We start from the raw sequence: 18,553 nt of genomic DNA on the forward strand, positions 1-18,553 counted from the left end.
ACAACGACACCCGAATTCGAACGTCCCACACGCCGGAAGCCTGCCATGCCATTCACCGAAGCCAAGGAACATGCCCCCGGATGCCTGCACGGTATCTTCGCCGACCCCTATACCGCCTTCGACAATCTGGTCGGCGAACGCCTGCTCCACCTGCGCGTGGCCCTTCAGGCCCTGCTGGCGACGCCGATGCGTGAAGAATGCCTGACGCTGCGGGTGATCCACGGCTGGGAAAACGGCGGCTGCGCCGCCGGAGACCTGCGGCACAGCGACCACCGGCTGAATGACCTGGCAGACTATCGGGCCGTGGCCGAGCGCTACCACCGGGCCGCTGAGGCGCTCGCCCCACTGCCCCGTGGCGAGGCATCGCTGCTCGCCGAGCCGCTGGCCGCTGCCATCGCCGCGGCCCGATCGGATGGCATCGAGGTAGACGCCGAGACGCGCAACAATCCCGCCCGCTGGTCGGCCTTCCCCTGGGGCCTGTCGCTCTACACCTTCTTCAAGGTCTATCACCGCCTGATCTACGGCGAGGACGACGCCTACCGCTCGATCCGCTGCGAGACGCCCGAAGGCAGCCGGCAGATCCACGAATTCCACCTGGAAGAAGGCGAGTTTGCCGTGGTCCTGCCCGCCGACGGCGAGCTCGGCCAAAGCGTGCTATTGCTGCATGAGAGCCAGCTAGGGCCGGTGCTGCAGCTGCTGGAGGAGTGTCAGGCATAGGCCTCGTTCACTTCTCCCACGGCATCCCGCCGATCATGCGCGCTAGCTAAGGAAGGCAACACACCGCCTTGCTGCGCAGAGCACAGCAAACGTGAGAAACGGCATGTCATCCTTCCTCCACCGACATGAGCCAGATCAAGTTCCGGGGTCGATCCGTGCGGCACTCTCAGCCCCATGCGTCTCGTGCGGCGAGACTCCCATGGTGGGTGAAAGTTGGTGTCGAGTCCGAGTCGAAGGCCAGTTGGCCGGTATGACCTTGAGCCCTCGGAATGGTATAACAGCATCAAAGCTCAAATGACTACCTCGCAGGGGGCAACCATGCCAAGTACCGACACTATACCACCTTCAATGGCCTTACCTCCGAGCGAGAGCCTCACCTGAGTAATCGCCCAACAGACACTAGCTTGCGAGCCTATAGCGAGCAGCCATCTTTCAACTCAAGTTATCCACAATGGGGGGAAACGGCAGATTCAAGCCCGCTGGCCTGCCACACGGTGGTCACAGCGCCCCTCGCGAGATGACTTAGCAAAGAGCCCCCTCTCGTCCGTGCGGGGGGCAGTTGTTATGTAGCCCATATATAACCTGCCAGAGAGGCCTCGGAGCATGGATAACCTGAGGAAGAGCCTCAATGCACTCCCCCTGACGGTTGTCTCCAGCGTCAAGCAACAGTCAAGTGGCACATTCAAAGAGCTATTGATTCCAATGCATGAGGGAAGAGAGGGGCAATACCCCTAGCGTCTGACTTAGTCAGGAAAATGAATCATCGCCGGGAATCGAAGAGAGAGGTTCCGTCAGGATTGAAATTATTATGCCGTTATTGGTAGCCACAAACAGGTGAAGGTGGCAGAAAACCTTCTGAATGGAACCAGAAATTACAGGGGGAGCACTGATGGCACGCGATCACACTCATCCGCCAAGTGCATCATGCCTCTCAGCATCGATGCGCGACCTCGGATACTCACTTGAGACAGCAATTTCCGATCTGATCGACAACAGCCTTTTTGCCGACGCAAATACCATCGACATCATCTGCGACACGTCACATACAGCCCCTTTGGTTGTCACCCTCGACAATGGTAGGGGAATGACGGAGGGCGAGCTCCTTGATGCCATGCGCCATGGATCGACCAATCCGAAGGAACTTCGATCACCGCGGGATCTGGGACGCTTTGGCCTTGGTCTGAAGACAGCATCGTTCTCCCAGTGCCGTTCGCTAACAGTAGTCAGCGCAAAGGATGGAGTACTTTGCGGAGCCGAGTGGAATCTTGACCGTATCGACGCCGTTGACGAATGGGTCCTGTCCATTCTTGACGAAGAAGATATCCAGACGTTGCCGTACGTTGACCGACTATCGGATAGTGGTACTGCCGTCATCTGGCGGGATCTTGATCGGCTCGTGGAGGACGAAACAGGCAACCGTCGAGACGAGATCATCAGTGAGAAGCTGGATGTTCTGGACAGGCACCTCGCGCTCGTCTTTCATCGGTTCCTGGCTGGCGAGATCAAGGGATGCCCCAAGATTTCCATTACCGTCAACGGCCATGCTGTCATTGCTTTCGATCCTTTCTGCAAAAGTAATCCGGCCACACAGATTCTTCCAGAGGAAATTGTTCGTGTCGGTGACGTTGCAGTTCGACTTCAGCCATATGTGTTGCCGCATCACTCAAGGCTGACTGCCAGTGAGTACGATTTTTACCAGAGTCGCAGCGACTTTATATCGAACCAAGGCGCATATATATATCGCAATGGCCGCCTCATGGCTTGGGGTGACTGGTTCCGGCTCATCCCGAAAGGTGAAGCTACCAAACTCGCGCGGGTACAGATCGACTTCCCCAATAATCTGGATGAATCCTGGACCATAGATATCAAAAAATCACGCGCTCGGCCTCCCCGCCAGGTACGCGAGCGGCTTCGCCAGATCATTTCAGAGGTTACGGGGCGCAGTACTACTGTGCATCGTGGCCGTGGGCAGCGCCTTTTCCAAGATAATGCGGCTCCGATATGGGAAAGGTACGCCGACCATGGAGGGATTCGCTATACGATCAATGGTTCACATCCACTGATCCAGCGATTGGTGGAACGACTGGATAAGGACGGGGAGAAGAATCTGAATGTTCTGCTGGCTTCGATTTCCGCGTCATTGCCTGTCGAGATGATCTATTCCGATTATTCAACCCATCCGCAGGAAGTGAGTCAGACACCTGCGGAGCAAGATATCATTGACAGGCTTTTTTCGCTGCGTGCTGCGCTGTGGGGAGACGCCACAGGGAATGCGGACGTTTTCCGTGAAGTTGTCAGATCGACAAGACTGTTTGAGCGGCATATGGAAATCGTTGACCAATATATCGACCAGGAGTTTACATGAATGACATTCGCAATGAAAAGGAAAAGGGGCTAATCAGAGCCCTCATTACCGCTTTCGAGGGCCAGGAGGAGGTACCGAAAAAGGCTGATATCGAAGCTAGGGCAAGGCAGCTGGCACCTCTTCTTGGTTACGATGGCGACCTGCGTCTTGCTGTCGAGGAAGCCATGATTGCGATCGATACATGGATGGGATCCGGCGTCTCTCTGGTCGATAACGAGGTATATCATGATGAAGAATGGGTTTACAAGCGTGACATAGAATGGACCTATTCGGATGCATATGAAGGATATCTGAAGGGCGAGAAGTGGCAGCCCAGCCTCGTGCAGAAACTCAGCGACGTTGGAAGCAAGATTTTGGGGCAACTGCAGGATCCAACCAGCGAAGGATCCTGGAACCGTAGAGGACTGGTCATTGGTCATGTCCAGTCCGGGAAGACCGCGAACTACATGGGAGTCATTGCGAAGGCTGCCGATGCCGGTTACAAGTTCATCATTGTCATCGCGGGGATTCACAACAACCTGCGCAAGCAGACGCAGGAACGGATCGATGAAGGATTCATCGGACGATCCAGTGACCCGGAAAACCGGGTCGCCATCGGCGTTGGACGAAATCGTGATTATCCCTACCCAGCCACTCTCACCAATATCAACGAGGATTTCAGCAAGAATACTGCAGCCAAGAGCGGGTGGAAAATCAATGACTTCGGTAAGCCCATCATCCTTGTCATCAAGAAGAATGTTCGCACCCTCGAGGCTCTGCACAAATGGCTGAAGGAGCTCAATGCTCAGGGAGACGGGCGCATATCGGATGTCCCGATGCTGTTGATTGATGACGAGGCCGACAATGCATCGATCAATACGAACAAGGAGGATATCAGTCCGACCCGCACCAATGCGATGATTCGCCGGATTCTCGGACTGTTTGCGAAGTCCTGCTATGTTGGCTACACGGCCACTCCGTTCGCAAACATCTTCATAAACCCGGATGCCTATGACGATGATGCGCGGGATGAGCTGTTTCCTAGGGATTTCATATACTCACTGGATGCACCTAATACCTACTTTGGACCGGAAAGAGTGTTCCTCGACGAGGACTCCAGCTCGGTTGTGCTGGAGAGCATAACCGACTGTGAAGATTATCTACCCTTCTCGCACAAGAAGGATGATGCTGTTGTCGAACTTCCTCCCAGTCTCTACAGGGCGATGGATCAATTTATTGTCGCACGTGCAATCCGAAACCTGCGTGGACACTCCGGAAAGCATTGTTCGATGATGATCAACATTTCCCGCTTTGTCTCCATACAGCAGGAAGTCAGGAACTTTATCAGTATCCGTGAAAAAAGAGTCCGAGAGGCTGTCAAGGCAAACTACATGATGCCCGAGGAGGTCTCCTCTCGAAATCAATACATGGCAGCACTTCGGGCTGTATTCGAAAGTGAGTATTCGAGCTGCGAGTTCGAATGGAATGAAGTCAAGGCTTCTCTCATGGGGGTGTTCGACAGCCTCCGTATCTTTGTTATCAACAGCAAGAGCGATGAGGTGCTTGATTTCAAAAAATACGAAAGGGATGGTGTCGGACTTAGCGCTATTGCCATTGGCGGGCTCAGTCTTTCACGGGGATTGACCATAGAAGGGCTGACTGTCAGCTACATGTACCGCAACACCCGAATGTATGACACGCTCATGCAAATGGGGCGTTGGTTCGGTTATCGCCCCGGTTTTGAGGATCTCTGTCGTGTTCACCTTTCCGAGGACTCGATCAATTGGTACTCACATATCGCGGAGGCATCCGAGGAACTGAGAGAGCAGATCAAACGTATGCGTCGTGATGGCATGAGCCCGAAGCAATTCGGACTTTATGTTCAGTCGCACCCAGACAGACTACTTATCACGGCTGCCAACAAAATGCGAACGGGAGAAGAAGTTGTATTCAACCAGAATCTCACTGGCAGTATCAGAGAAATCACCTGCCTTCCGTTGGATTCGAATGTTAATACTGAAAACGAGGCTCTCATTCAGGAATTCTGGCGCTCAGGTTTCGGCAAAGAGATTGAAAAGACAAAGAAAGGTTGGTTTATTCCTGATGTAAGCGTAGACCAGATATCTGCTTTTGTTACACGATTCCAAGTTCACTCTGGCATGGAGGTAAATAAGAAGGCCGCCTTGGATTATCTTTACGCTATATCCGAGCGGTTCCAGCATGGTGATGTTCTCTTGATTTCCAAGAAGCCTGAAATAGCCGCTGAATTCAAGCTGGGGACTCAGCAACGTTCTGCAAAAAGTGCGACCTCCAAAGGATGGCAGTTGTCAAAACATCGTCTAGCCAGTCGCGGAGATGAAAAATTTGGTTTGACTGAAAGCCAGCTCGCTCAAGCATCAGAAGAAGCGAAGAATGACCCGAACAGCAAGGAAAACAAACCATCGGACATTCACTATCGTATTGTCAGGAAAAAGCCACTTCTGATGATTCATGTTCTTGAACCTACAGAAACGGAGCTTATTGAATTGAAAGGAAAGCGGATCCCTGCGTTTGGCGTCAGTTTCCCAAACGGTCTTTTTGGTCCCGAGAATGAGATTAGAGTTGTTGCCAACAGTGTCTGGTTGCAGCAAATGTATGGATCGTTCGAGGATGATCCGGATGCGGAGGATGACTATGACGAGTAGGATCACTCCATGGGAGCACATCGCCGAACCTCGCTCGGATTACAATGTTAGACGGGTGGCAGACACGACAGGTATACCTTTTTACTGGGGCAAGGATACTGCGGGCCGCTGTCTTCTTATCATTGAACTCGAGGGTGACCACACCGCGCAATACCGGCGTGACGTAACCCGGCTGAATGGAATCAGTGTCGACCTTCGCAATGGTGACAATGAAAGCCAGCAGCGTCTCGTACTGGCACTTTCACGGAATATCGATAGTGACCTTTTCCTTGGACTGTGTGAAACGCTGATCTCCAGTCTGGCGTCTGTGACGGACTCCACCATCGCGCTGTCCGTTACTCTTCAACACCTGAAGCGGTGGAAGGCCTTTCTCGCAGGGAAGAAGGCGAGGCTGCTGACGAACGAAGAGATTCGTGGTCTATTTGCTGAACTCTATGTTCTACGTCAACTTTACCTGCACAGACTGACGCAGGATGAGGCTATCGATGCGTGGTGTGGGGCCGACGACTCACATCAGGATTTCATTTTGGGTAACGTTGCCATAGAAGTGAAGTCCCTTTCCGGTCGCGAGAGGAGCAGTGTTCGCATATCTTCCGAGGATCAGCTGGAAGCATTGGTGGACAGCCTGTTTCTGATGACAGTGCGCCTGATCGATATGCCAGATGCAGAATCGGCACGTTCGCTGAACGACATGGTTGCATTGATTGAGCAGGAACTTATTACTGCCGAGGCAATTGAAAAATTCTCCGACAAGATTGCCGGTTGTGGGTACGCTGCTCTGGCGGACTATGACAGACCACGTTTCACTGTTGGTAGTACCAATGGATACACGGTTACAGAACAGTTTCCCCGGCTAATCCGTTCTCGGATACCACAGGGTCTGTCCCATGTGGCCTATGACATTCAATTGGAGGCAATTGCTCCATTTTCTTGTGAAGATATCGAAATATTCGGGAGGCCCTGATTGGAGATCACGACCGCAGAATTCCTCCACGATTTCCACCAAGAACTTCTGGCCGGTGCCGAGGCAAATGGCAGATTTCAGCTTTCCGAGTTCATGGAGACCGTTGCGAATGAACTTATCGAAACCGGGGTCACAGAAGGCTTTGAGCTCTGCCACTTCCGTGCGAAACGTGGAATGCGTGTGGATGGATATTGGTTTGACGACGAGGGTATCCTAGATCTCTTTGTTGCTGACTATGAATCCCGAGATGATCTGGCATCCCTGACCAAGACAGATGTTGATACTACATTCAAGCGAGTTGAGAATTTCTTTGAGGCCAGTATCAGCAAGGGGTTGGCAGCCGATCTGGAACTCACGTCACCGGAATATGGCCTTGCTAGACAAATTACTGATCGAAAGGGAGCAATTCGTCGACTCAGGCTGACCCTTTTTTCCGAGCGCTCGCTGAGTGAAAGGATCAAGGAGCTTCCCGACTCGGTTGTGGCGGACATTCCCGTGACCTATCAAATCTGGGATATCTCCCGCCTTCATCGCCAGAGAAGCTCGCGTAGCCACAAGGAACCTCTCGATCTCGATTTCGAGCAGATGTTCGGATCGGGTATCTCCTGTCTGCCGGCTCACTTGGGAGACAAAGCTTATCAGTCCTATCTGACTGTCATGCCGGCGGAGGTCCTCGCATCACTTTACGAAAGATTCGGTGCGCGACTGCTCGAACAAAACGTGAGGACATTCCTTCAGGCTCGGGGTACAGTAAACAAGGGCATAAGGGCAACGATATTGAATGAACCGGGAATGTTCTTTTCCTATAACAACGGTATCACGGCGACCGCGCAGAGCGTCGAGACCAATATGACGGATTCCGGGCTTGCAATAACAAGAGTTATCGATCTTCAGATAGTCAATGGTGGCCAGACAACTGCCTCGCTGTTCCATACGCGGAGGCGTGACAAGGCAGATTTGTCACAGATATTCGTTCAAATGAAACTTTCCGTCATCGATAGTCAGAACAGCGAAGCTGTAGTCCCGAAAATCTCCGAGTATGCGAACACCCAAAACCGAGTGAACGCTGCGGACTTCTTTTCCAACCACCCATTCCATATCCGTATGGAAGGATTCTCCAGGCGCATCTGGGCACCTGCCAAGAACGGTGCACAGCGTGAGACCAAGTGGTTCTACGAACGAGCGCGCGGCCAGTACGCCGATGCTCAGTCGAAGCTCACACCCAGCGAACAGCGTCGCTTCAAGGCAGAGAACCCCAAACCACAGATGTTCACGAAAACCGACTTGGCAAAGTTCGAGAACGTTTGGGATGATCACCCACGATATGTAAATCTAGGTGCCCAGAAAAACTTCGCTCAGTATGCCCATCGCATCGGTCGTGAATGGGAAAAATCCTCCGACAGTTTCAATGAACACTACTTCAAGCGTTCGGTTGCGCGAGGATTGATCTTTCGTGCTACCGAGCGGCTGGTATCAACACAGCCTTGGTACAAGGGAGGATATCGCGCCAACATCGTCGCCTATACGCTTGCGGTGCTGAGCGAGATCACAAAGCGAAAAAAGGGACACCTTGATTTTCTACGTATATGGAATGAGCAAGGTATCGACGCTGTCATGGACAGCGTGCTTTCAATCGTTTCCTGTGTGGTGAATGAGGAAATTACCCGGCCCCCAGATGGCATCTCAAACATCTCGGAGTGGTGCAAGAAGGAAGCTTGCTGGGACCGGATTCAGGGCCGGACGGTCGAGATCGAAAAGAGACTTCCATCCGAGTTCTACTCTCAACTCGTGTCTTCCGATGAGCAGGCAGCGGAAGTGCGAACCGCAAGGCAGACCCAGAGGATCGACAACGGTATCGAAGCCCAGCGACAGGTGCTGGCTGTCCCTGCCGAAAAGTGGAGTCGTCTTCATGGGAGGCTTATTGAGAAGGCGCTTCTTACCCCGAAGGAGATCGGGATTCTCAAGATAGCCATGCAGATTCCGGAAAAAATCCCCACTGAGAAGCAATGCACGGTACTGCTTGGTATCCTTGAAAAAGGGCGGACAGAAGGAATTGTTGCCGACTGACCGGATGGCCAACATACTCACTTACTACGCTTTTCCATACTTCGGCCATCTGATGCCAAGAGATATCAAGATACTGATAAAGTAACCAAGCTGGGCAACCTCGTCCCCAAGGCTTTCTTCAGGGCGAGGTTCCGATTCAGATTCCACGTGCTGGTCCTGCAAGGCTGCCGTGGTGAACAAACCACTCTGACCTGGCTGTTGAAGACATCTCAGTCAAAACACTAGCATATAGAGAAATTGTCTCTTTCAGATCCCCGCCATCTCATACATACTATAATAAACATAGAAAAAGGAGATGAAAGATGAACAGAAACCATTGTGAACCCCCTTCTTTTGAAACCATCAACTGCATCCTCGTCACCCGGCTAAAATCAGCAGAACAACTGATAAAAAAAGATATCGACAATGGGGTTATCAGTGTTGAAGACACAGCATCATTCGAGAGCCTTCACCAAGCAACCGACCCGAATTGCTATATTTGCGTTGATAGCGAACCTGCCACAAGTATGGAGAAAGAGCACCTTTCCTCTTATGGAGTCGAGGATTGGATAGAATATTGGCAAACATTAATAGAGATTGTAGACGCTTGGCTACGAGCAGGAATGAACGACAACATTCTCAACCACTTAGACGATGAGATATTGATAAAGCGCTTCTGACCAGCCGATTCTAGACCGTCCGACTGAGTAAAGCCCTCTCTTTCTCTACCTCTTCACCAACAACATTACCGGCCTGATTCACAAGGCGCATGACCTTTTCAGCAATTTTAGCAGCCAAGAGCGGCGGCACAGCATTGCCGACTTGAACATACTGCTCCGTTCTATTTCCTTCGAAATAGTAGTCATCAGGAAAGGTCTGCAGTCTTGCAGCTTCACGCACAGTCAGACTTCGGCATTGGTGCGGATCGTAATGGATAAAGTAGTGCCCGTCCTTCGAGATATGGCTCGTGATCGTCTTTGAAGGTTGACTCTCAATCACCACCTTGAAGCGATCAGCAAACTTGCCAGATTTCCAGTTCACATGCATAGGGGCCAAGTAGTCGAGATAGATCTCCTTGGTTCCTATTGGAGAATGTCCCACGATCTTGGCAAAGGTCGCGCAGTAGAGGTATCTGGCCAGATCCTCCTCCATGTGGCTTCTGGCTTCATGATTGTACCATAAGCCTTTTATATTCGGTTCCTGAGCACCGTGATACCACTCCTCGAGCGGTGAAGTCGGCCTAATGGCTCTTGGCTCAGCTACGGGCTCATGGCGACGACTAAGCCCCTCACGTGGTGTTTTTGCTATGCCGTGAAGCTCCGCTGCAATTTTCCTTATAACGTCTTGATTTATATGTTCACTTTTGTGCTCAAGAAGCTCTTCTGCAACACGAGTCGCTACGCGCTTGATCGCAGTATACCAAGCTTCATCACTGTCGTTTCGGCTCAGCCCGCTACGTAATGGTGGCAGATCCTTGAGGACTCTCCTGACGGTCACCTTGTCCTCATCTTCAACCTTCACCATACGTAACTGGCGGGCCATGGCCGGGGCTCCAACTCGGGTCACGATATCGTTTCTCACCCCGACCAAGATGACTCGGTGACGAGCCTGCGGTATACCGTGATCTTCGGCCTTGATCACGAATGCATTGTACTCTTCCTCATCGAGCTGCTTTGGTGAGAAGAGCCCTTTCTCCTTCGGGAAATAGACGCTCTCATCTTCGAGCGAGAAGATTGTGTAACCGTCTTCCCTGTACGCCGGCACGACAACTCCCTCTTGGCCTGTTGCCTTGGTAGGATCATGCAGGTCATTGAGTATCTGGCCAAAGATTTTTTCCCGGCCCACCCGGGATGTCAGTATTCCTCTGACATTCTCCATGACAAAGATAGCCGGCCTGTACTTGGCGATGACATCAAGATATTCTCGGTACAGGAAGTGGCGGTTGTCTTCTTCGGGACTATAGTTTTTCTTGCCTCGATTCCTGACACGCCCTACGACAGAATAGGCCTGACAGGGTGGCCCGCCAATGAGAACCCAGTCACGGGTAACATCGAGCTCTGAGTTGAGGCGGTCTTCTAAAGCATGGTTGCCTGCCGCACCGCCAAGCTCAAGTTGTAGCGCTTCATGCTCAGCCTGTTTCCACAGATCCTTGGCTTCCCGCCGTTCCGAGGGATGCTCCCCCCCGTTCAGGTAATCAAAATAGCCCCTCATGCTACGCCCGCTATCCTGCAGCAAGCGGTAGAAGGCACGCAGTGTCAATGTCCTATGGGCCGGCCTTTCCTTCTCTACCGATACCAGCGTTCTGAATACTCGGTGCCCATCCTCGTCTCGAACAGAGTTGAAGCCTTCTCCCAAGCCACCAGGACCAGCAAATAGATCCACTACCTGTATCGGTTTACTCATTGTTCGAATAACCTGAAAGGAGACGACAACCGGACGACGCAGGAGTCTTCTTGATGACAGATGTGGTCGACAAGACAACTCGCTCGAGGATGATGAGCCGCATTCGCGGGAAGCACACCAAGCCGGAGCTGCTTCTCCGTAGGTTCCTTCATCACCGCGGATACCGATTCCGGCTGCATCGCAATGACCTGCCCGGTGCGCCGGACCTCGTCTTGCCTCGATATTCCCTCGCCATCTTCGTCAATGGCTGCTTCTGGCACCGGCATTCCAGCTGTTTCTACGCAACGACACCGTCCACCAGAGTCGCATTCTGGCAGGAAAAGTTCAGCATCAATGTCGAACGGGACCGTCGTAACCACAAAGACCTCATGTATCTCGACTGGCGTGTCCTAGTAGTATGGGAATGTGGTTTCAAGCACAGCTCGGATCGTTTCACCGAAATCCCTGTGCTGATCGAGGGTGTCAACCAGTATCAGGAATGGCCAGCCGTCCCTCCCAGAACCTGCCGATAGCCGGCTGGATCATGATTACTGTATATGCATACAAGACTTTTCGCCAACCAGATCCTGGTTCCGCTCCTTGATCAGCGCGCCATCATACCAGGTCGCGCACTGTATTTCAGGTTCGGGTTCGAGATAGCCTGGAAGAGAATGCGCGAAGTATGGCCGGGCCGCCTCAGTTACCGGTTGGGCCACTTCTCCCTCGGCACCCGCCCCATCAGGTAGAACTCCTCGTTGGGCGGGGTGGCGGTGAGGGTCACCAGGCGATTGGACAGGCCGAAGAAGGCGGCAATGGCGCCGATGTCCCAGATGTCTTCCCGGGTGAAGCCGGCCTCGGTCAGCCGCGTCTCCCATTCGTCGGTGAGCTCGCCAACCTCCAGGCCGCTGTAGAGGGCGAAGTCGAGCATCACCCGGTGCCGCTCGTCGATCGGTGCGGTGCGATGGTTGATGGCCACCTGGTCGGCCAGCAGCGGATCCTTGCTATAGATCCGCACCAGGGCGCCGTGGGCCACCACACAATAGAGACAGCGATTGCGAGCGCTGGTGGCCACCACGATCATCTCCTTCTCGGCCTTGGTGAGCGTATCGGACTCGCGCTCCATCAAGGCGTCGTGATAGGCGAAGAAGGCCCGGAACTCCGCCGGCCGGTGGGCCAGCATCAGAAAGACGTTGGGCACGAAGCCGGCCTTCTCCTGCACCGCCAGGATGGCGTCGCGAATGTCTTCGGGCAGGTCATCGAGGGAATCGGGCACGGGGAAACGGCTGATGGGGGCGTTCATGGCGGCTCCTGGAGCGATGATCGTGACGGGCTACACCCTTCTAGTTAACGTTAACGTCAACCTAATTTCCACTCATCTTTCGTGGCCCACACATAAAGCGGCCCCGCCTCTATCGAGACGGGGCCGGCGGATGCCGTATCGCTGGCCGGAATCAGTGCAGCGAGATGGTGCTGTTGATACCGCTGGAGACGTTCTCGGGCTCGAACCAGCGAGCGGTGATCGTCTTGGTCTGGGTCCAGAAGGCGATGGCCTGCTTGCCGTTGGGCCCCAGGTCGCCGAGCTTGGAGGCCCGCGAGCCGGTGAAGCTGAAGTAGGCCACCGGCACCGGGATCGGCACGTTGATGCCCACCTGGCCGACGTCGATCTCGGTCTCGAAGCGCCGCGCCACCCAGCCGGAGTTGGTGAAGATCGAGGTGCCATTGCCGTTGGGATTGGCGTTCACGAACTCGATCGCCTCGTCCAGGGTGTCGACGCTCACCACGCACAGCACCGGGCCAAAGATCTCCTCGCGATAGATGGTCATCTCGGCGGTGACGTCGCTGAACAGGGTCGGGCCGACGAAGTTGCCGTCCGGGTAGCCCTTCACCTGGCAGCCACGGCCGTCGACCAGCAGCCTGGCGCCTTCCCGCTCGCCGGTGGCGATCAGGTCCTCCACCCGCGCCTTGGCGGCCGGCGAGACCAGCGGGCCGAGATCGGCGTCGCGCTGGGTGCCGGGGCCGACCTTCATGTTGCGGGCGCTCTCGACCAGATCGTCGAGCCACTCGCGAGCCTCACCGACCAGTACCACCACCGAGTTGGCCATGCAGCGCTGGCCGGCGGCGCCGAAGGCCGAGCCCAGCAGGTTGTTGATGGCCTGGCTGCGGTTGGCATCGGGCATCACCACGCAGTGGTTCTTGGCACCCATCATCGCCTGGGCGCGCTTGCCGGCCTCGGAGGCGCGACGATAGAGCTGGGTGCCGACGTGGGTGGAACCGATGAACGACATCGCCTTGATGTCCGGATGGTCGCAGAGGCGGTTGGCCACGTCCGGGCCGCCATGCACCACGTTGAGCACTCCGGGCGGCACGCCGGCCTCGTGCGCCAGCTCGACCAGGCGCATGGTGGAGCTGGGATCCTGCTCGGAGGGCTTGAGCACGAAGGCGTTGCCGGTGGCGATGGCCAGCGGGAACATGAAGCAGGGCAGCATGATCGGGAAGTTGAAGGCGGTGATCCCGGCGCCCACGCCCAGCGGCTGGTTGAGGGTATAGACGTCGACCTCTGTGGCGGCGTTCTCGGCCAGCTCGCCGAGCTGCAGCGAGGTGATCGAGCAGGCGTGTTCCACCACCTCGAGGCCGCGGCCCACCTCGCCGGCGGCGTCGGGCAGGGTCTTGCCGTGCTCCTCGGTGATCAGCGCGGCCAGCTCCTCGGTGTGCTCGCGAATCAGCGCCTGCAGCTTGAGCATGATGCGCTGCCGCTTGGCCAGCGGCGTCTTGCGCCACTCCCGAAAGGCGGCCTTGGCGCTGGCCACGGCACGGTCGACCTCCTCCACGGTGCAGAAGGGCACCCGGGCGACGACCTCCTGGGTGGCCGGATTGACCACGTCGCGCCACTCCTGGCTCTGGGACGGCACGGCCTGGCCATCGATGTATAGCGGAATCTCTCGGACAGTCATGGTTGCGGCTCCTTGGCGGGCCCAGGAATGGATGGCTCGGCGTGCCACCCTCCTCCTATAGACCCAAGCATTGTGGTTGTTATCCGACATTCGACCTTATGTGCATATCGACAAGGCCATCTCACCGAAAGCGGGTGTTTCGAGTGTAGAAAGGAGGCGAATTGACAGGCAACCGCCAGGCGCGCACATTGCTTGTGCCATTATGCACAAGCAGATCGAACGGAGACGCCCCGTGATCCTCGACTGGCAGGACATCCAGCTGTTCCTCGAGGTGGCGCACACCGAGCGCCTCACCGAGGCCGCCCGACGCCTGGGCGTCGACCACTCCACCCTGTCGCGGCGCACCCGCCGCTTCGAGCAGCGGCTCAACGCCCAGCTGTTCGAGCGTAGCACCCACGGCTACCGGCTGACCGAGGCCGGCCAGCGGCTGCTGGCCCACGCCGAGGAAATGGCCCGACATGCCAACGAGGCCCTGGAGACGCTCAGCGACCAGAATCGCCAGCTCAGCGGCCAGATCCGCCTCGGCGTCACCGAGGGCTTCGGCACCTGGGTGATCACCCCGCTGCTGGCGGGGTTCGGCGAGCGCCATCCTCGCCTGACCCTGGATCTCCTCGCCCTGCCACGGGTGGTCAACCTGAGCCGTCACGAGGCCGACCTGGCGATCACCGTGGAGCGTCCCGGCAGCGCCGGCCTGGTGACCTCGCGGCTGTGCGACTACCGGCTGCGCCTCTACGCCAGCCGCAACTATCTAGCCCGCCATGGCACCCCCGAGCGGCTCGCCGAGCTGGGCCAGCACCGACTGATCGGCTACGTCGACGACCTGATCTTCAGTGACCAACTGCACTACCTGGATCCGCTGCTCGCCCCCGGCCGTGTCGACACGCCGCCCCACTTCGGCATCCGCAGCACCAGCGTCACCGCGCAGTATCGCGCCGTTCGCCAGGGCGCCGGCCTGGCGATCCTGCCCTGTTTCATGGCCGAGCCCGACGACGACCTGGTCGCCGTGCTCGAGGATGAGGTGGAGGTGGTGCGCCAATTCTGGATCACCGCTCGCCAGGAGCAGCGACGGCTGTCCCGAGTCCGCCTGCTGTGGGACTTCCTGCGCGAGGCCGTCGAGGCCAACCGCGACCTGCTGATGGGCGAACGACGCGGCGAGCTGGTGATTCCCGCCGCCGAACCCTCCCCACCCAACGAGGCCTCGGAGGCCTCCTCGGAGCCGGCATCATGACTCGACGCCTCCCGCTGCTGGCGGCGCTGCTGCTGCTCGCCGCCCTGGCCTGGCTGGACCTGCCCCGCACCCTGGCCACCGAGACCCTCGACGCCGCCCTCGGCGACGCCTTCTCGGCCTTCGCCATCGCCAAGGGGCTCAACGCCAGCATCTCGGTGCTGCAGTCCTCGACCCTGGACTTCCAGGTCTTCCAGCTCTCGGTGGGTGAGGCGCTGGACCCAGCCAACGACATGATCGAGCGCTTCTCGTGGGTGATGTTCGCTGCCTCGGGGTCGCTGGCGCTGCAGAAGCTGCTGCTCGGCATTTCCTCGAGTGCCATCATCAAGGGCCTGCTGAGCCTGGCCTGCCTGATCGCCGCACTCGCGCTCGCCGGCAACGCACCGCGCTGGCGGCGTGCGGCGCTACGAGGCGTGCTGGTGTGCGCCTTCCTTCGCTTCGCCGTGGTCGCCGTCGCCCTGGCCAGCGGAATGGCCGAGCACGCCTTCCTGGAAGCCCCCAGGAACCAGGCCATGACCGAACTGCGCAGCAGCCAGGAACAACTGGAAACGCTGGCCGAGCATCGCCTCGCCCAAGGCGAGGCCGACGACAGGAGCTGGTGGGAAGGCCTCACCGATCGCGTCGGCAGCCTGGTGGACAATCCGGTCGAGGGCATGACGGAACGCTTCGACGCCCTCACCGATCGCGTCATCGACCTGACCATGATCTTCATCACCCAGACGATGCTGTTTCCACTGGGCTTCCTGTACCTGCTCTACCGGCTTGCCGCGGCCGGCATTCGTGAGTGGACACGCCCCCGGCGAGAATGACCGACACGCTGGCCGCGGCTGTATGCATGATTCACGATAAAGGAGGGCTATCGACGCCTTCGAGAAAGAACAATGGAAGTCTCGATCCTCATCACTAAGCTGAAAACAAGAGGATGGAGATCCCCGGGTCGAGTGGCGCGTTTCGGCCGCCGGAGGGTCAGGAAGACCACCTTGAAGCATTTCTGGAGCAGCCAACGACTTCGCGATGAGGGAGACACGAGATGGGTGACGCAACGCAGCAAGACAGTGCAGGCAAGTGCCCGGTGATGCACGGCGGCAACACCGCCACCGGCCACTCCAACATGGACTGGTGGCCGGAAGCGCTGAACCTCGACATCCTTCACCAGCACGATCGCAAGACCAACCCGATGGGCGAGGACTTCGACTATCGCCAGGAAGTCAGGAAGCTCGACTTCGAGGCGCTCAGGAAGGACATGCACGCCCTGATGACCGACAGCCAGGCATGGTGGCCGGCCGACTGGGGGCATTACGGCGGCCTGATGATCCGCATGGCCTGGCACGCGGCCGGCTCCTATCGCATCGCCGACGGCCGCGGCGGCGGCGGTACCGGTAACCAGCGCTTCGCCCCGCTCAACAGCTGGCCGGACAACGTCAGCCTGGACAAGGCGCGTCGCCTGCTGTGGCCAATCAAGAAGAAGTACGGCAACAAGATCAGCTGGGCCGACCTGATCATCCTGGCCGGCAACGCCGCCTACGAGAGTATGGGGCTGAAGACCTTCGGCTTCTCCTTCGGCCGCGAGGACATCTGGCACCCCGAGAAAGACACCTACTGGGGCGCCGAGAAGGAATGGCTGGCGCCCTCGGATGAGCGCTACGAGAACGTCGACAAGCCCGACACCATGGAGAATCCGCTGGCCGCGGTGCAGATGGGCCTGATCTACGTGAACCCGGAGGGCGTCAACGGCAATCCGGACCCGCTCAAGACCGCCGAGCAGGTGCGCGAGACCTTCAAGCGCATGGCGATGGACGACGAGGAAACCGCTGCCCTGACCGCCGGCGGCCACACGGTCGGCAAGACCCACGGCAACGGCGACGCCGACGCCCTCGGGCCGGAGCCCGAAGCGGCCGACGTCGAGGAACAGGGCCTGGGTTGGCGAAACCCCAACATGCACGGCAAGGCCGCCAACGCGGTGACCTCCGGCCTCGAAGGGGCCTGGACCAAGTACCCGACCAAGTTCGACATGGGCTACTTCGACATGCTGCTCGACCACGAGTGGGAGGTGCGCAAGAGCCCCGCCGGCGCCAACCAGTGGGAGCCGGTCGACATCAAGGAAGAGGACAAGCCGGTCGACGCCAGCGACCCGTCGATTCGCCATAACCCGATGATGACCGACGCCGACATGGCGATGAAGATGGATCCCGCCTACCGGGACATCATCGAACGCTTCCGCCAGGATCCCGCTTACTTCGAGGACTGCTTCGCCCGCGCCTGGTTCAAGCTGACCCACCGCGACATGGGACCGAAGTCGCGCTACATAGGTCCGGAAGTGCCCGACGAGGACCTGATCTGGCAGGACCCGGTGCCGGCCGGTAGCACCCACTACTCGGTGGAAGTCGCCAAGCAAAAGATCGCCGAGAGCGGGCTTTCCGTTTCCGACATGGTCGCCACCGCCTGGGACAGCGCGCGGACCTTCCGCGGCTCCGACATGCGCGGCGGCGCCAATGGTGCACGGATTCGCCTGGCCCCGCAGAAGGACTGGGAAGGCAATGAGCCCGATCGCCTGAGCAAGGTGCTGAAGGTCTACGAGGGTATCGCCGCCGACACCGGCGCCAGCCTGGCCGACCTGATCGTGCTGGGCGGCAGCGTAGGCATCGAACGGGCCGCCCGGGCCGCCGGCCACGACATCCTGGTGCCCTTCTCGCCGGGCCGCGGCGACGCCAGCGACGAGATGACCGACGCCGAGTCCTTCGAGCCGCTGGAACCGCTGGCGGACGGCTTCCGCAACTGGCAGAAGAAGGAATACGTGGTCAAGCCCGAGGAGCTGCTGCTCGACCGCGCCCAGCTGCTGGGCCTCACCGCCCCCGAGATGACCGTGCTGATCGGCGGCTTGAGGGCGCTGGGCACCAACCATGGCGGTACCAAGCATGGCGTACTGACGAGCCGTGAGGGTCAGTTAACCAACGATTTCTTCGTCAACCTGACCGACATGGCCAACATCTGGAAGCCCGCCGGCAACGGGATCTACGAGATTCGCGACCGCAACAGCGACCAGGTGAAGTGGACCGCCAGCCGCATCGACCTGGTGTTCGGCTCCAACTCCATCCTGCGCGCCTACGCGGAGGTCTATGCCCAGGACGACAACCAGGCGAAGTTCGTCGAAGACTTCGTCGCCGCCTGGACCAAGGTGATGAACGCCGACCGCTTCGACCTGGCCTGATAGAGATCGACCGCCAAGCCTCGCCGTCACCC

General features: G+C 57.4%; 13 protein-coding genes. 10 read left to right on the plus strand and 3 right to left on the minus strand.

The annotated features are described in order from the left end of the window. Positions 1–45: 45 nt before the first annotated feature. The 6 genes from FHR96_RS00495 (at position 46) to FHR96_RS00520 (ending at position 9,435) form a co-directional block, all read left to right on the plus strand. Entirely contained in the window at positions 46–717 is a 672-nt protein-coding gene (locus FHR96_RS00495) for a hypothetical protein (RefSeq protein WP_183385685.1), read from the plus strand. Between the two features lie 889 nt (positions 718–1,606). After that, the gene (locus FHR96_RS00500; protein WP_183385686.1) at positions 1,607–3,082 is read left to right on the plus strand and encodes an ATP-binding protein; all 1,476 of its coding nucleotides are present in this window, start codon (positions 1,607–1,609) and stop codon (positions 3,080–3,082) included. After that, the gene (locus FHR96_RS00505; RefSeq protein ID WP_183385687.1) at positions 3,079–5,745 is read left to right on the plus strand and encodes a Z1 domain-containing protein; all 2,667 of its coding nucleotides are present in this window, start codon (positions 3,079–3,081) and stop codon (positions 5,743–5,745) included. The genes FHR96_RS00500 and FHR96_RS00505 overlap by 4 nt, the downstream gene beginning before the upstream one ends. Continuing rightward, positions 5,729–6,709: a PD-(D/E)XK motif protein gene (locus FHR96_RS00510; protein WP_246392688.1), complete on the plus strand. Its 981-nt coding sequence runs from the start codon at positions 5,729–5,731 to the stop codon at positions 6,707–6,709. The genes FHR96_RS00505 and FHR96_RS00510 overlap by 17 nt, the downstream gene beginning before the upstream one ends. Next, positions 6,710–8,776, plus strand: coding sequence for an AIPR family protein (locus tag FHR96_RS00515; RefSeq protein ID WP_183385689.1), 2,067 nt, complete (start codon positions 6,710–6,712; stop codon positions 8,774–8,776). Positions 8,777–9,078: 302 nt separating this feature from the next. Continuing rightward, positions 9,079–9,435 (plus strand): hypothetical protein, encoded by a 357-nt coding sequence (locus tag FHR96_RS00520; protein ID WP_183385690.1) that lies wholly within the window; start codon positions 9,079–9,081, stop codon positions 9,433–9,435. A 10-nt stretch (positions 9,436–9,445) separates the two neighbouring features. On the opposite strand, the gene FHR96_RS00525 is transcribed toward FHR96_RS00520, so the two are convergent. Continuing rightward, positions 9,446–11,158 (minus strand): DNA cytosine methyltransferase, encoded by a 1,713-nt coding sequence (locus FHR96_RS00525; RefSeq protein WP_183385691.1) that lies wholly within the window; start codon positions 11,156–11,158, stop codon positions 9,446–9,448. A 53-nt stretch (positions 11,159–11,211) separates the two neighbouring features. Here FHR96_RS00525 and FHR96_RS00530 point away from each other — a divergent pair, with 53 nt between their 5' ends. Next, complete coding sequence (locus FHR96_RS00530) at positions 11,212–11,670, plus strand: very short patch repair endonuclease (protein WP_183385692.1); 459 nt, start codon at positions 11,212–11,214, stop codon at positions 11,668–11,670. 167 nt (positions 11,671–11,837) lie between these two features. On the opposite strand, the gene FHR96_RS00535 is transcribed toward FHR96_RS00530, so the two are convergent. Together FHR96_RS00535 and FHR96_RS00540 are read right to left on the minus strand one after the other, a co-directional pair. Continuing rightward, on the minus strand, positions 11,838–12,437 hold the full coding sequence (locus FHR96_RS00535) for a peroxidase-related enzyme (protein ID WP_183385693.1): 600 nt from the start codon (positions 12,435–12,437) through the stop codon (positions 11,838–11,840). A gap of 151 nt (positions 12,438–12,588) precedes the next feature. Further along, positions 12,589–14,088 (minus strand): CoA-acylating methylmalonate-semialdehyde dehydrogenase, encoded by a 1,500-nt coding sequence (locus FHR96_RS00540; RefSeq protein ID WP_183385694.1) that lies wholly within the window; start codon positions 14,086–14,088, stop codon positions 12,589–12,591. Between the two features lie 232 nt (positions 14,089–14,320). Between FHR96_RS00540 and FHR96_RS00545 the strand changes: the two genes are divergently transcribed. The 3 genes from FHR96_RS00545 to katG all read left to right on the plus strand — a co-directional run bounded on the left by FHR96_RS00545 (position 14,321) and on the right by katG (position 18,521). Beyond that, a complete protein-coding gene (locus FHR96_RS00545) occupies positions 14,321–15,316 on the plus strand; it encodes a LysR family transcriptional regulator (protein WP_343066302.1) in 996 nt (331 codons plus the stop codon). Further along, positions 15,313–16,122 carry a hypothetical protein gene (locus FHR96_RS00550; RefSeq protein WP_183385695.1) on the plus strand — a complete coding sequence of 270 codons (810 nt, stop codon included), beginning with the start codon at positions 15,313–15,315 and terminating at the stop codon, positions 16,120–16,122. Before FHR96_RS00545 ends, FHR96_RS00550 begins: the two co-directional genes overlap by 4 nt. 221 nt (positions 16,123–16,343) lie before the next feature. Next, entirely contained in the window at positions 16,344–18,521 is a 2,178-nt protein-coding gene (gene katG, locus FHR96_RS00555; RefSeq protein WP_183385696.1) for a catalase/peroxidase HPI, read from the plus strand. The last annotated feature ends 32 nt before the right edge of the window (positions 18,522–18,553 follow it).

The sequence above is a fragment of the Halomonas organivorans genome (assembly GCF_014192055.1).
Classification (GTDB): domain Bacteria; phylum Pseudomonadota; class Gammaproteobacteria; order Pseudomonadales; family Halomonadaceae; genus Halomonas; species Halomonas organivorans.